A 12,203-nucleotide genomic window follows, 5' to 3' on the forward strand; every position below is an offset into this window, starting at 1 on the left:
GACCGCGCGGCGCGCCGACTCGGCCGCCTCGGCCGCGTCGCCGGCCGCGAGCTGCAGGCGCGCCCGCTCCGCGGCGATGCCGCCGGGCAGCTCGGCCTGGTCGGCGAGCGAAGCATCGCGTCCGAGTTCCTCGAGCAGGACGCGCGCGTCGGTGAGGCGACCGACGGCGGCGAGGGCGCGCGCACGTTGCAGATCGAAGTTGCCGCGCGTGCGCGCGTTCACGAGCTGCGGTCTCTGCGGCAGCAGCGATTCGCTCGTCGCGACCGCACCGGGCGCGTCGAGCAGCGCGAGTTGGGCGCGGATCTGCGCGGTCACCGTCAGGGCGAGATCGTTGAGCGCGCCGAAATGGCGGAAGCGGTCCGCTGCGCGCTGCAACACCGGCAGCGCCTCGGCGTGGCGACCGCGATTGCTGTTGAGGATGCCTTCATTGGCATCGACGCGCGCGAGCGACAGCGTGTCGTTGGCGAGCGTGAGCGCGATGCGCGCGCGCGCGAGCGCGCTCGCGGCCTCGTCGAAGCGCCATAGATTGACGAGTGCGGCCGCAAGGCCGGTATAGGCCTGGCCGACGACGACGGGTTCGTGGCGCGATTCGGTCAGGCGGATCGCCTCCTCGAATATCGGCACGGCGTCGGCGCTGCGATCCTCGCGTACCGCGAGCGCGCCGAGCATGTGCAGCGCCTGCGCGCGCAGCACCGGATCCGTCTCCGCCGACACGCTTGCGAGGACCTGTTCGAGCGTGCCTCGGGCGGCGTCGAGGCGACCGCTGCGATAGTCGATCTGCGCGAGCCGCACGCGGATCGCGGGCGTTTCGCGCACGGCGGCCGGCGCGGCCTCGATGAGCCGCCGCGCGGTCGCGAAATCGTCGCCGAGCAGCGAGGCCTCGGTGCGCTGCAGGAGTCCGGCGACGGATGCGGGCACGTCGTCGTGCGCGGCCAACGGCGACTTGCCGAGCAGCACGAGCAACCGGTCGCTCGCGTTGCGCGTGGTCTCGATCGGGTCGCCGCCGCGCGTTTCGATCGTACGGCGCCGGCCGTCGTCGTCGCGCACTTCGATCTGCACGAGCCACTGATCGGCGATGCGTGCGACCTGCGGAACGATGACCTGGCGCGCGCCGGTCAGGCTGCGCACGACCGTGGCTGGATCGCCGTGCGATCCGTTCGCGCTCGCGGTGCGCCAGGCGGCGACGACGTTGTCGCTCGGCGCGACGACCTGGCCGGCCTGGCGCAGGCGCGAAGCGATGAGGTCCATGAGGCCGAGCCGCAGCCAGGCCCACTCCTCGCTCGATTCGACCGTCGCCGGCAACACGACCAGCGCCTCGTTCGGGGCCGCGGGTGCGACCGTTGCCGTCGTCGCGTCGCCGCCCCGCGGGGACAGCAGCCATGGCGACGCAAGGGCGGCGGCCACGGCGAGTGCGCCCGCGACGATCGCGACGGCGAGGCGCCGGCGCGGTCGCGGCGTGGGTGCGGGTTCCGCAGCGAGCGGTGCGGCCGTCAGCGCCGCGGGCGCATCCGGCGCGACCGTTTCCGCCGGCGCCTCGCGCACGGTTTCGCGCGCATCGGCGTCGCTCGCCCGCACGGTTTCGAGTTCACGGATCCAGCGGTAGCCGAAGCGCGGGATCGTGCGGATCGCGTTCTGCTCGTTGCCGTCGTCGCCGACCGCGCGGCGCGCCTTGAGCAGGGTCTGGCCGAGCAGGGTATCGCTGACGTCGAGCTTGCCCCACACCGCGGCGATCAGCTCGTCGCGTCCGACGGCACGATCGCGATGCTCGATGAGGTAGACGAGGCAGTCGAACACCTTCGGCGACAGCGCGAGCAGTTCGCTGCCGCGATGCAGCTCGCGCGCGAGCGGATCGACGCGGTATTCGCCGAAGACGTAGACCGGATGGGACATGGTCCGAGGTTAGCGCGTGCGCCCGCGCACGGCCATCGGTCGATCGCTGCGGGCGCGAGTCACGACACCAGCCACGCGGCGAGGCCGAGGAACAGGCCCATGCTGACGACGTCGGTGGCGGTGGTCAGGAAGATGCTCGACGCAGTGGCGGGATCGGCACCGAGGCGCTTGAGCGCGAGCGGCACCGCGGCGCCGGCGACGCCCGACAGCGCGCAGCTGCCCGCCATCGCGACGAACGTGATCGCCGCGAGCACGAAGGCCTGCGGATGCTGCTGGTGATGCGCGAGCCACAGCATGCCGAGCGCGGCGACGAGGCCGGTGAGCGCGCCGTTGAGGAAGCCGAGCCAGGTTTCCTTCCAGAGCAGCGCGCTCGTGCGGCTCGCGCCGAGCTCGCCGAGCGTCATGCCGCGCAGGGTGACCGCGAGCGACTGGCAGCCGGTATTGCTGCACTGGCCCGACAGCACGGGAATGAATACCGCGAGCAGCACGATGCGATTGACCGTTCCCTGGAACATGCCGACCACGCTCGCCGCGACGAACGCGGTCACGAGGTTGATCTGCAGCCACGGGTGGCGAAAGCGCAGCGCGCGCTGCCACGGCGTCGCGAGGCGCTCTTCCTTCTCGACACCGACCATCGCGCCGGCCTGCGCGCTGATCTCGAACGCCTGCTCCTCGAAGATGACCGCGCCGCGGACGAGGCCGATGAGGCGGCCGTCGGCATCGCAGACCGGATAGACCGGATAGTGGCGGCGCACGACTTCGCGCATCGCGGCGATGACGTCGGTTTGCGGCTGCAGCGAGAACGGCCGCGGCACCATGATCTCGGCGAGGCGTTGCGTCGCGCGCGCGAAGGCGAGTTCGCGGAACGCGACGATGCCGGTGAGGGTACGCCTGTCGTCGACGACGAAGACGTAAGTCACGAGCGTGTGCGAGACGATCGGGCGCAGCGTTTCGATGACCTCGGCGACGGTCGCGTCTTCGGCGAACACTGCCGGCGCCGGTTCCATGAGGCGACCGATCGAGCCCTCCGGCCAGTGCTGGCCGCTCAGCCACTGGCCGTCTTCGCCCTGGCCCGCCGCGAATGCGATCTGGCGGCGCCGTTCGGCGCCGAAGCGATCCAGGATCGTGACCGCGCGGCCCGGGCCAAGCGAGTTCAGCAGCCGTGCGACCGACGCGTCGGGCAGCGGCGCAAGGCGCGCGACCGCGTCGTCGGCGTCGAGGTCGCGCAATTCGTCAACGGTCACGATGGGCGGCGGCGTCATGCGATTCCCCTGGCGATGCGTCGATGCTAGCCGAAGCGCGGGGCGGCCCATAGCGCGTCCGAGACAATGCCGGCGATCGGGCGACGGCGCGGCTCGCTCCGGTCGGCCGCGCGCGGCCGCACGCGCGGCCGTTCACGACCTCTTTAACCTCGGTGCGTGACCATTCATCGCAGTCTTCCGGAGGAAAAGGCGATGAGCAGCAGATTCGTGTCGATGGTGCTGGCCGCGGTCACCGGGCTCGCGCTCGTGGGGTGCGTCGCGACCCCGCCGCGCGCCCGCTACTACGACGACGCCTATTATCAGCGACGAGCGGCGTACGATTGTTCGCGCTGCGGCGTGATCCGCGAGGTCGACCGCGTCTACGTGCGCGAGAACAGCACGGGCGGCGGCGGCGCGGTGCTCGGTGCGATCATCGGCGGCGTGCTCGGCAGCACGGTCGGCAAGGGCGATGGTCGCACGGCGGCCACCGTGGCCGGTGCGGTCGCGGGCGGCTTCGCGGGCAACGCGATCGAGCGCAATTCGAACGATCGCGGCGACCGCGAGGCGTGGCAATTCCGCGTCCGCCTCGACGACGGGCGATGGGCGACGGTCACGCAATGGGACAACAACGACCTGCGCCCGGGTGACCGCGTGATGATCCGCAACGACCACCTGATCCGGTTGCGTTGAGGTCGCGCGAGCGCGCCGGCGATCGGCCGGACGCAGGACAGAACGGCGAAGGCTTCGCGCCTTCGCCGTTTCTTGTTGGGGCCAGGCAACGCCGGCCCATACCCGGTTCCAGGACCGTCAGTTGATCCGGTAGAAGTTGTGCGCGCCGATCGTCGCGAGCGGCGGTCCCTTGATCCATGCGGGGGAGGCGGAATCGGCGAGGACGAAATGATCCGCGTTGGGGACGACGAAGTGGCGCCGGTCCTGCGGCCGCGCCCACACTTCGAGCTCGCCTGCGGCGACGCGCCAGGCCTTGTCCCACGCCACCGGATTGCGCAGCATGAAATTGCCGCTGGTGGTGGTCGTCGCGAACTGACCCGGTGCGAGCACCACGTTGCACACCGATTTGCCCCAGCGTCCGCTCTCGCGGCGGCGCAGGGCGACTTCGGCCACCGCGAGCTGGCCCACGAGGGGCTCGCTGCGCGCTTCCAGGTAGACCGTCGTCGCCAGGCAGACCTGGTCGGCGGCCGGCTGCGGCAGGATCGAAGCGAGCCACAGCACGAAGGAAAGTTTCATGTCGCATACCTCTCGCAGTCGGGAGGCTCGCCCTGCCGCCACGGCACGGACGCCATGAGGGCATGCCAGGCGAGAAACGCCGGGCCGGTCGAACCATCGATTTGGATGACGCTGCGGCGTGGGCGCGGTCCTGCCGCGCCTTGCTACGCCCGCCGGTCGCGTCTGCCACCCCGGCAGTCGCTCCGACGTCTTTCGTGAACCGGCGCCTTGCGCCGGGGGCACCGCCGCCCTGATCGGGTGATCGGCGACGCCCAAAAAGCCAGTTGAAACAAGCTTATGGATGCACAAAGCGCCTCGTCTGAACGAGGCGCGGAACGAAGCCTACGCGAGTCGCGCCTGCAAGTCGCTGAACGGCTGGATACCGTTCAGCGTGGCGTAAGCCGCCATCTGGCAGAGCCTATGTAAAAATTTCGTTTATGCGCAGGGGCTTAGCGAATGCCCATCCACGGTCCTGGCCATGGCGCCGCGCGCCTCGTCGACGACGACGGCGAGGGCCGACCCGCCTGCGTCGTGCTCGTCGGCTACCGAATAGAGGATGCGCCCCACCGTAGCGTCGCCGACCACGACGTTCGCGCCGGGTGCGGGCATCGCCCCCGTCCGCTCGATGCGATAGACCTGCAGGTGGCGCTTGTTCCCGCCGCGAAAATGCAGGCGTGCGGCGATCTCCTGGCCCGGATAACAGCCCTTGTCGAAGCGGATCGCATCGATGCGTTCGAGTTCGAGCGCCTGCGGCACGAATTCGCCCGCGAGTTCGGTGGCCAGCAGGGGCAGGTGCGCGGCGTGGTCGCCGCGACGCCATGCCGCGAGCGCGGCGTCATTCGCAGGTGAGGTGGCGGGGGCCAGCCAGGCGACGCGTGGCTCCGCTCCGGGCAGGGCGAACGCATGGCCGCCGTCCAGGTCCACGACACGACCCGCCGCGGGCGCCTCGTTGTCGAGCCGGTGCAAGGCCCAGCCGTCGACCACGTCGATGCGCACCGCGCTGCGGAACACGTATCGCATCAGCGCGTCGCGTACGGCGGCAGCGTCGCCGAGCGGTTGCCAGGCGAGCAGCCGGGCGTCGTCGACGCGCAGCACGACGAACACCGCGCGCACGCGGCCGTGCGCGTCGAGCCAGGCGCTCCACTGCCAGCGACCGGGCGCGAGCGAGGCGACGTCGCTCGTGAACTGCGCGTGTGCGAACGCGAGCGCATCCTTGCCTTGCAGGGCAACCAGTTCCGCGCGGCAGAGGGCAGTGGGCATCGCAGGCGTCGTCGGTGGCGAGTCGTACACTCTATCAGGCGCGTGTACGACGTCGCCGCGACGCGCACCGCGCACCGCCCGCAAGGTTGTCTCGATGGGCGACTGGGTTTAACCTTCGCGCCGCACTGCATCATGCCCGATACCCGACCCTCCCCGACCGACGCTACGACGCCCACCGCGGCCAGCCCCGCCGTGGAAGCGCCGGTCGTACCGTCGCGCGAGGAGCCCGTGGAGATCGGTGGACGCGAGTCGGGGCTCGATCCGACGCGCTACGGGGATTGGGAAAAGAACGGCCGCTGCATCGATTTCTGATTCCGATGCGTAGGATGCGCGACCGGACGACACGACAACGCCAGCACGAGCCAGCCATGCCAGCCAATGCGCGCCCGCTTTCGCCCCACCTGTCGATCTACCGCTGGCAGATCCAGATGGTCACGTCGATCCTGCACCGGGCGACCGGCATCGCACTCGCGGTGGGCACGATCCTGCTCGTCGTCGCGCTGCTCGCGCTCGCGAGCGGCCCGGACGCGTATGCGAACGTCACGGCGTTCTGTGGATCATGGCTCGGGCTGCTGCTGCTGGTCGGCTGGACCTGGTCGCTCGCCTACCACCTGCTCAACGGCGTCCGCCATCTCTGGCAGGACCTCGGCCATGGCTACCTGCCGGCGCAGTTCGTGCGCAACGGCTGGATCGTGTCGATCGGCAGCGTGCTGCTCACGGGGCTGGTCTGGGCGTGCGTGTTCGCGCAGCGGGGTGGCGCATGAACGCCCGCCTGCGCACGCCGCTCAAGAACGCACTCGGGCTCGGCTCGGCCCGCCAGGGCTCGCATCATTTCATCGTGCAGCGGCTGACCGCCGCCGCGCTCGTGCTGCTCGGCCTGTGGTTCGTCTGGACCGTGCTCGAGCTGCTCCATCTCGACTATGCCGGTGCCCACGCGCTCGTGGCGCAGCCGTGGAACGCGGTCCTGCTGCTTGCGTTCGTCGTCGCCGTGTTCTGGCATGCGCAGCTCGGGCTGCAGGTCGTCATCGAGGATTACGTGCACGCCCGCGGCACGCAGCTCGCGCTGCAGGTCGCGGTCAAGTTCCTCTGTTTCGTCGGCGCCGCCGCGAGCGTGCTCGCCATCCTCAAAATCGCGCTGGGACGCTGACATGGCCGGTACCGCTTACAAGGTCCAGGAACACAAGTACGACATCATCGTGGTCGGCGCCGGCGGCGCGGGCCTGCGCGCGACCTTCGGCCTCGCTGCGACCGGCCTGCAGACGGCGTGCCTCACCAAGGTGTTCCCGACGCGCTCGCACACGGTCGCCGCGCAGGGCGGCATCTCCGCCGCGCTCGGCAACATGGGCGAGGACGACTGGCGCTTCCATTTCTACGACACGATCAAGGGTTCGGACTGGCTCGGCGACCAGGACGCGATCGAATACATGTGCCGCGAGGCGATCCCCGCGATCATCGAGCTCGAGCATTACGGCGTGCCGTTCTCGCGCACCGACGAGGGCAAGATCTACCAGCGCCCGTTCGGCGGCATGACCACGCACTACGGCAAGGGCGTCGCCCAGCGCACCTGCGCCGCGGCCGACCGCACCGGCCACGCGATCCTGCACACGCTCTACCAGCAGTCGCTCAAGCACGACGCGCGCTTCTTCATCGAGTATTTCGCGCTCGATCTCATCTTCGACGCGGAAGGCGTCTGCCGTGGCGTGCTCGCGCTCGACATGGCCGAAGGTACCTTGCACCTGTTCCGCGCGCACGGCGTCGTGCTCGCGACCGGCGGCTACGGGCGCGCGTACTTCTCGGCGACATCGGCGCATACGTGCACCGGCGACGGCGGCGGCCTCGTCATGCGCGCGGGCCTGCCGATGCAGGACATGGAGTTCGTGCAGTTCCATCCGACCGGCATCTATGGCTCGGGTTGCCTCATCACGGAAGGATCGCGCGGCGAGGGCGGCTACCTCACGAATTCGAAGGGCGAGCGCTTCATGGAGCGCTACGCTCCGAACGCGAAGGACCTCGCCTCGCGCGACGTCGTCTCGCGCTCGATGACGATCGAGATCCGCGAAGGCCGCGGCGTCGGCGAGCACAAGGACCACATCAACCTCAACCTCATGCACCTCGGCGCCGACGTGCTGCACGAGAAGCTGCCGGGCATCTCCGAGTCCGCGCGCATCTTCGCCGGCGTCGACGTCACCAAGGAACCGATCCCGGTGATCCCCACCGTCCACTACAACATGGGCGGTATTCCGACCAACTACCACGGCGAGGTCGTGCGCAAGGTCGGCAACGACCCCGATGCGGTCGTGCCCGGCCTGTATTCGATCGGCGAGGCCGCGTGCGTATCGGTGCACGGCGCCAACCGCCTCGGCTCCAATTCGCTGCTCGACCTCGTCGTGTTCGGTCGCGCGGTCGCGCAGCGCTGCGCGGCGACGATCCGGCCCGGACAGCCGCACAAGGAGCTGCCGGCCTCGGCCTGCGACGCGGCGCTCGCGAACCTCGATCGCCTGCGCAATGCGAACGGCTCGACGCCGACCGCGGAGATCCGCGCCACCATGCAGAAGACGATGCAGGCCGACGCCGCCGTGTTCCGCACGGCGCAGACGCTCAAGGAAGGCTGCGCGAAGATGGACAAGGTGTTCGCCTCGTTCGAGGACGTGCGCGTTTCGGATCGCTCGCTCGTGTGGAACTCGGACCTGATCGAGACGCTCGAGCTGCAGAACCTGCTCTACAACGCGGTCGCGACGATCAACTCGGCGGAACAGCGGCCGGAAAGCCGCGGGGCGCACGCGCGCGAGGATTTCCCCGACCGCGACGACGACAACTGGATGAAGCACACGCTCGTCAGCGTCGACGCGAAGGGCCAGTGCGCGTTCGATTTCCGTCCCGTGCACATGAACACGATGACGAACGACGTCGAGCCGGTGCCGCCGAAGAAGCGTGTCTACTGAGGGCGCTCCATGATCATGTCCACCGCGTTGACGATCATGGCCGTATTCGCCGTCGCATGGCTGCTGCCGCGCGCATTCGTGGTCCTGTGGCGGCGCGCGCGCGGTTCGGCCAAGGCTGGCTGGGCATTGCTTGCCATGTTCTTCTCGTGGGTCGGTTACGCGGTTTTCCTCGTCGTCAACGCGGAGCGCGCTGCTCCGGTTCAGCACGGATGAAATGCAATGGCTGAGTTCACGCTCCCCAAGAATTCCAAGATCAAGGCCGGCAAGCACCATCCGGCGAACGCGGGCGCGAAGGACATCCGCACGTTCCGCGTCTACCGCTGGAGCCCGGACGACGGCGAGAACCCGCGCATCGACACCTACGACGTCGACATGGCGACCTGCGGACCGATGGTTCTCGACGCGCTGATCAAGATCAAGAACGAGATCGACCCGACCTTGACGTTCCGCCGCTCGTGCCGCGAAGGCATCTGCGGCTCGTGCGCGATGAACATCGACGGCACCAATACGCTCGCGTGCACGAAGGCGATCGAGGACTGCGGCTCCGGCGACGTGAAGATCCATCCGCTGCCGCACATGTCGGTGGTCAAGGACCTCGTGCCCGACCTCACGCATTTCTACGCCCAGCTCGCGTCGGTCAAACCGTGGCTGCGCACCGAAACGCCGCCGCCGCCCGATCGCGAGCGCCTGCAGTCGAAGGAAGACCGCGCCAAGCTCGACGGGCTCTACGAATGCATCCTGTGCGCGTGCTGCACGACGTCCTGCCCGAGCTACTGGTGGAACAGCGAGCGCTACCTCGGGCCCGCCGTGCTGCTGCAGGCGTACCGGTGGATCGTCGATTCGCGCGACGAGGACACGGGCACGCGCCTCGACGAGCTCGAGGACCCGTTCAAGCTGTATTGCTGCCACACGATCATGAACTGCGCGCGCACCTGCCCGAAGGGCCTCAATCCGGCCAAGGCGATCGCCGAGATCAAGAAGCTCATCGTCGAGCGCGCGGGCTGAGGTGGCGCGCATGTTCGCCGGCCCGCATGCGATCCTGTGGCCGGCATTCGCGCTGGTCGCGCTGACCCTCGTAGTGTGGGTGCGCATGTACTACGTGCGAATCGGCGAGATGCGCAGGCTGCACATCGATCCGCAGAGCGTCTCGACGTCGGCGGATGCGGCCGCGCGATACGTCGACACGCGCGCATCGGACAACCTGCGCAACCTGTTCGAGCTTCCCGTCCTGTTCTACGCCGGCGTGCTCGTCGCGCATGCGATCGGCGCGACGAGCGACGCGCTGCTGGCGGTGGCGTGGCTGTTCGTCGCACTTCGCGTCGTGCACAGCTTCGTGCATTGCGGTTACAACAAGGTCCTGCACCGCTTCGGCGCCTACGTCGCCGGCGCCATCGCCCTGTGGGCGATGTGGGGCATGCTGGCTCTCGCGCTCGTTCGCGCGGATTGACCGGGGCGGGGCGCATGGCAGCGAACGAAGCCGGCCCGACCCCGCCCGCGTCCACGGTGTCCCGGCGGCCGCATCCGGGCTGGATGTTCGGCGCCGGCGCCCTGTACGGCCTGTTCACGCGGCTGCTCTTCGTACTGCCGTTCTATCGCGAGCGCGGGGGTTCGAGTGGCGTCATGCTCGCCTCGTTCGTGCTCCTCGTGCCGATGCTCATCGGCGCGCTCACCGTGTACCTGCTGCCGCCGGTGCAGCGCACGATCGGTCGGGCCCTTTTCGCGCCGCTCGTGCCGGTGCTCGCGTTCGTCGGCGGCACCGCGATCCTGCTCATCGAGGGCAGCATCTGCATCGCCCTCGCGTTGCCGATCTTCCTGTTCGCCGCGATGCTCGGGGGGCTGCTCGGCTGGCTGCTGCTGCTCGCCGTGTCGCCGTCGCGATCGACCGTCGGCGCCGTGCTCGCGCTGCCGCTGCTGCTCGGCGCGGTCGAGCGTGACGCGCCGCTGCCGGATTACCGCGGCCAAGCCCATGCCTCGGTATTCATCGCGGCGCCCGCGGAGACGATCTGGCATCTGATCAACGACGCGAGGGGAATCCAGCCGGATGAAATGGCGCAGGGAATCGCCTGGCGCATCGGCGTGCCATTCCCGCAGGAAGCGGTCACGGTCGACACGCCCGAAGGCCGCGTACGCAAGCTGCGCTGGGACAAGGGCGTGCATTTCGACGAACCGATCCTCGACTGGGTCGAGAATCGCTACATCCGCTGGCGCTACGTGTTCGCAGCCGATTCGATCCCGCCCGCGGCGCTCGACGAGCACGTGCTCGTCGGCGGCCGGCATTTCGATCTCGTCGACACGTCGTACCGGCTCACGCCGGAGCAGGGCGGCACGCGACTCGCGATCGACGTGAACTATCGCGTGAGCACGCACTTCAATGCGTACGCGGGTGCATGGGCGGACCTCCTCGTCGGCGACGCCGCGCGCACGATCCTCGCGTTCTACCAGCGCCGCGCCGAGGCGGCGGTCGCGCCGCGATGAGCGACGATGCACGCCTCGGTCGCCTGCGCTGGCGCGCACGCCGCGGTACGCGCGAGCTCGACCGGCTGCTCGGTGCGTGGCTCGATCGGCGCTATCCCGGCGCCGACGAAGCACGCCGCGCGGACTTCGACGCGCTGCTCGGCGAGGCCGATCCGGACCTGTGGGACTGGCTGACCGGGCACCTCGAGCCCGCGCCGCGCTACGTCGAGATCGTCGATGAGATCCGCGCCCTCGATCGCGTTTGATTACCGACCGTCCGCGGTCGTCGTCGCCGCGACGGTCGCGGTGGCGTCGGTCGCTGCGCTCTCGCCGTGGTCGAGCGGTGCACCGCCCGTACTGAGCGCCGCGCTGTCGCTGTTCGCGACGTGTGGCGCAGCCGTCGCGTTGCGGAGATTCAGCGCGCCGCCTTTCCGGCGCATCGTACGTCGCGCTTCCGGCTGGCGGCTCGTCGACCGCGACGGCCGCGAACACGCGGCGATCCTCCGCGCGCATCGTCGTCTCGGAGCGCTGCTCGCGCTCGAATGGCGCTGCGCGCCGCGCGCCCATTTCCGCGTATTGCTGACGCCCGACAATCTCGATGCGGATACGCGCAGGCGTCTCGTGCTGCTGCTCGCGCGCGGTGAGCCGCCCGGGCCGGACGCGATCCTGTAGCGCGGCGCGCCCATCGCGCGTGCCGCCGGCGCCGACGCGCGGTGGAGCAGCGAAGCGGATCCGGCGGGACTCGCCGCTGCGGGGCGCGACCCGCCTACGGGATCTCGATGCCCGCCGCACGCAGCAGGCGCGCGAGTGCGATCAGCGGCAGTCCGACGAGGGCCGTCGGATCGATGCATTCGATGCGTTCGAACAGGGTGATGCCGAGGCCTTCCGCCTTGAAGCTGCCGGCGCAGTCGAACGGACGCTCGGCCTCGACGTAGCGTTCGATCTCGGCATCGTCGAGCGTGCGGAACACGACGCGCGTGAGATCGCACTCGGCGCCGGCGCGCGGGGCCGCGCCACGCGCATCGACGAGGCACAGCGCGGTGTGGAACTCGACCGCGCGCCCGGAACACGCGCGCAGTTGGGCGCACGCGTTCGCGGCGGTACCCGGCTTGCCGAGCGCGCACCCGTCGAGTTCGGCGACCTGGTCGCTGCCGATGACGACCGCGCCCGCGCAGGCGGTCGCGACGGCGTG

At 69.8% G+C, this 12,203-nt stretch carries 16 protein-coding genes; 11 read left to right on the plus strand and 5 right to left on the minus strand.

Going from position 1 to position 12,203, the window contains the following annotated elements; all coding sequences use genetic code 11:
• Together VI238_RS05150 and VI238_RS05155 are read right to left on the minus strand one after the other, a co-directional pair.
• Nucleotides 1-1,890: winged helix-turn-helix domain-containing protein (locus VI238_RS05150; protein ID WP_331649147.1), on the minus strand; the 1,890-nt coding region annotated here is incomplete at its 3' end.
• A 59-nt stretch (nt 1,891-1,949) separates the two neighbouring features.
• Complete coding sequence (locus tag VI238_RS05155) at nt 1,950-3,152, minus strand: magnesium transporter (RefSeq protein WP_331649149.1); 1,203 nt, start codon at nt 3,150-3,152, stop codon at nt 1,950-1,952.
• 192 nt (nt 3,153-3,344) lie between these two features.
• Between VI238_RS05155 and VI238_RS05160 the strand changes: the two genes are divergently transcribed.
• Complete coding sequence (locus tag VI238_RS05160) at nt 3,345-3,821, plus strand: glycine zipper 2TM domain-containing protein (protein ID WP_331649151.1); 477 nt, start codon at nt 3,345-3,347, stop codon at nt 3,819-3,821.
• A 117-nt stretch (nt 3,822-3,938) separates the two neighbouring features.
• Here the strand turns inward: VI238_RS05160 and VI238_RS05165 are convergent, their stop codons facing one another.
• Complete coding sequence (locus VI238_RS05165) at nt 3,939-4,376, minus strand: cell wall hydrolase (RefSeq protein WP_331649153.1); 438 nt, start codon at nt 4,374-4,376, stop codon at nt 3,939-3,941.
• 414 nt (nt 4,377-4,790) lie between these two features.
• Nucleotides 4,791-5,615 carry a folate-binding protein gene (locus tag VI238_RS05170; protein WP_331649155.1) on the minus strand — a complete coding sequence of 275 codons (825 nt, stop codon included), beginning with the start codon at nt 5,613-5,615 and terminating at the stop codon, nt 4,791-4,793.
• 42 nt (nt 5,616-5,657) lie between these two features.
• On the opposite strand from VI238_RS05170, the gene VI238_RS05175 reads away from it, so the two are divergent.
• The 10 genes from VI238_RS05175 to VI238_RS05220 are packed head-to-tail and all read left to right on the plus strand — an operon-like array spanning nt 5,658 to nt 11,683.
• A complete protein-coding gene (locus tag VI238_RS05175; protein WP_331649157.1) occupies nt 5,658-5,927 on the plus strand; it encodes a DUF1674 domain-containing protein in 270 nt (89 codons plus the stop codon).
• Nucleotides 5,928-5,983: 56 nt separating this feature from the next.
• Nucleotides 5,984-6,379 (plus strand): succinate dehydrogenase, cytochrome b556 subunit, encoded by a 396-nt coding sequence (sdhC, locus tag VI238_RS05180; RefSeq protein ID WP_331649159.1) that lies wholly within the window; start codon nt 5,984-5,986, stop codon nt 6,377-6,379.
• A complete protein-coding gene (sdhD, locus tag VI238_RS05185) occupies nt 6,376-6,762 on the plus strand; it encodes a succinate dehydrogenase, hydrophobic membrane anchor protein (RefSeq protein ID WP_331649161.1) in 387 nt (128 codons plus the stop codon). Before sdhC ends, sdhD begins: the two co-directional genes overlap by 4 nt.
• Before the next feature lies 1 nt (nt 6,763).
• Nucleotides 6,764-8,557, plus strand: a complete 1,794-nt coding sequence (gene sdhA / locus VI238_RS05190; RefSeq protein WP_331649163.1) for a succinate dehydrogenase flavoprotein subunit — start codon at nt 6,764-6,766, stop codon at nt 8,555-8,557.
• 9 nt (nt 8,558-8,566) lie between these two features.
• Nucleotides 8,567-8,770 carry a hypothetical protein gene (locus VI238_RS05195; RefSeq protein ID WP_331649165.1) on the plus strand — a complete coding sequence of 68 codons (204 nt, stop codon included), beginning with the start codon at nt 8,567-8,569 and terminating at the stop codon, nt 8,768-8,770.
• Nucleotides 8,771-8,776: 6 nt separating this feature from the next.
• A complete protein-coding gene (locus tag VI238_RS05200; protein WP_331649166.1) occupies nt 8,777-9,562 on the plus strand; it encodes a succinate dehydrogenase iron-sulfur subunit in 786 nt (261 codons plus the stop codon).
• 10 nt (nt 9,563-9,572) lie between these two features.
• Nucleotides 9,573-10,004, plus strand: a complete 432-nt coding sequence (locus VI238_RS05205) for an MAPEG family protein (protein WP_331649168.1) — start codon at nt 9,573-9,575, stop codon at nt 10,002-10,004.
• A gap of 14 nt (nt 10,005-10,018) precedes the next feature.
• Nucleotides 10,019-11,032 carry an SRPBCC family protein gene (locus VI238_RS05210; protein WP_331649170.1) on the plus strand — a complete coding sequence of 338 codons (1,014 nt, stop codon included), beginning with the start codon at nt 10,019-10,021 and terminating at the stop codon, nt 11,030-11,032.
• Entirely contained in the window at nt 11,029-11,277 is a 249-nt protein-coding gene (locus VI238_RS05215) for a succinate dehydrogenase assembly factor 2 (RefSeq protein ID WP_331649171.1), read from the plus strand. The genes VI238_RS05210 and VI238_RS05215 overlap by 4 nt, the downstream gene beginning before the upstream one ends.
• Nucleotides 11,249-11,683, plus strand: coding sequence for a hypothetical protein (locus VI238_RS05220; protein ID WP_331649173.1), 435 nt, complete (start codon nt 11,249-11,251; stop codon nt 11,681-11,683). The genes VI238_RS05215 and VI238_RS05220 overlap by 29 nt, the downstream gene beginning before the upstream one ends.
• Nucleotides 11,684-11,777: 94 nt before the next feature.
• Here the strand turns inward: VI238_RS05220 and VI238_RS05225 are convergent.
• Nucleotides 11,778-12,203 (minus strand): Maf family protein (locus VI238_RS05225; RefSeq protein WP_331649175.1); only part of this gene is annotated, 426 nt, incomplete at its 5' end.

Origin of the sequence: Dokdonella sp. (assembly GCF_036518555.1) — a bacterium.
In the GTDB taxonomy this organism is placed as follows: Bacteria; Pseudomonadota; Gammaproteobacteria; order Xanthomonadales; family Rhodanobacteraceae; genus Dokdonella_A.

Excerpts from the sequence above, each read along its gene's own strand:
- VI238_RS05155 (WP_331649149.1), bottom strand. The coding sequence starts at position 3,152 with ATGACGCCGCCGCCCATCGTGACCGTTGACGAATTGCGCGACCTCGAC.
- VI238_RS05160 (WP_331649151.1), top strand. The coding sequence starts at position 3,345 with ATGAGCAGCAGATTCGTGTCGATGGTGCTGGCCGCGGTCACCGGGCTC.
- VI238_RS05165 (WP_331649153.1), bottom strand. The coding sequence starts at position 4,376 with ATGAAACTTTCCTTCGTGCTGTGGCTCGCTTCGATCCTGCCGCAGCCG.
- VI238_RS05170 (WP_331649155.1), bottom strand. The coding sequence starts at position 5,615 with ATGCCCACTGCCCTCTGCCGCGCGGAACTGGTTGCCCTGCAAGGCAAG.
- sdhC (WP_331649159.1), top strand. The coding sequence starts at position 5,984 with ATGCCAGCCAATGCGCGCCCGCTTTCGCCCCACCTGTCGATCTACCGC.
- sdhD (WP_331649161.1), top strand. The coding sequence starts at position 6,376 with ATGAACGCCCGCCTGCGCACGCCGCTCAAGAACGCACTCGGGCTCGGC.
- sdhA (WP_331649163.1), top strand. The coding sequence starts at position 6,764 with ATGGCCGGTACCGCTTACAAGGTCCAGGAACACAAGTACGACATCATC.
- VI238_RS05195 (WP_331649165.1), top strand. The coding sequence starts at position 8,567 with ATGATCATGTCCACCGCGTTGACGATCATGGCCGTATTCGCCGTCGCA.
- VI238_RS05200 (WP_331649166.1), top strand. The coding sequence starts at position 8,777 with ATGGCTGAGTTCACGCTCCCCAAGAATTCCAAGATCAAGGCCGGCAAG.
- VI238_RS05205 (WP_331649168.1), top strand. The coding sequence starts at position 9,573 with ATGTTCGCCGGCCCGCATGCGATCCTGTGGCCGGCATTCGCGCTGGTC.
- VI238_RS05210 (WP_331649170.1), top strand. The coding sequence starts at position 10,019 with ATGGCAGCGAACGAAGCCGGCCCGACCCCGCCCGCGTCCACGGTGTCC.
- VI238_RS05215 (WP_331649171.1), top strand. The coding sequence starts at position 11,029 with ATGAGCGACGATGCACGCCTCGGTCGCCTGCGCTGGCGCGCACGCCGC.
- VI238_RS05220 (WP_331649173.1), top strand. The coding sequence starts at position 11,249 with ATGAGATCCGCGCCCTCGATCGCGTTTGATTACCGACCGTCCGCGGTC.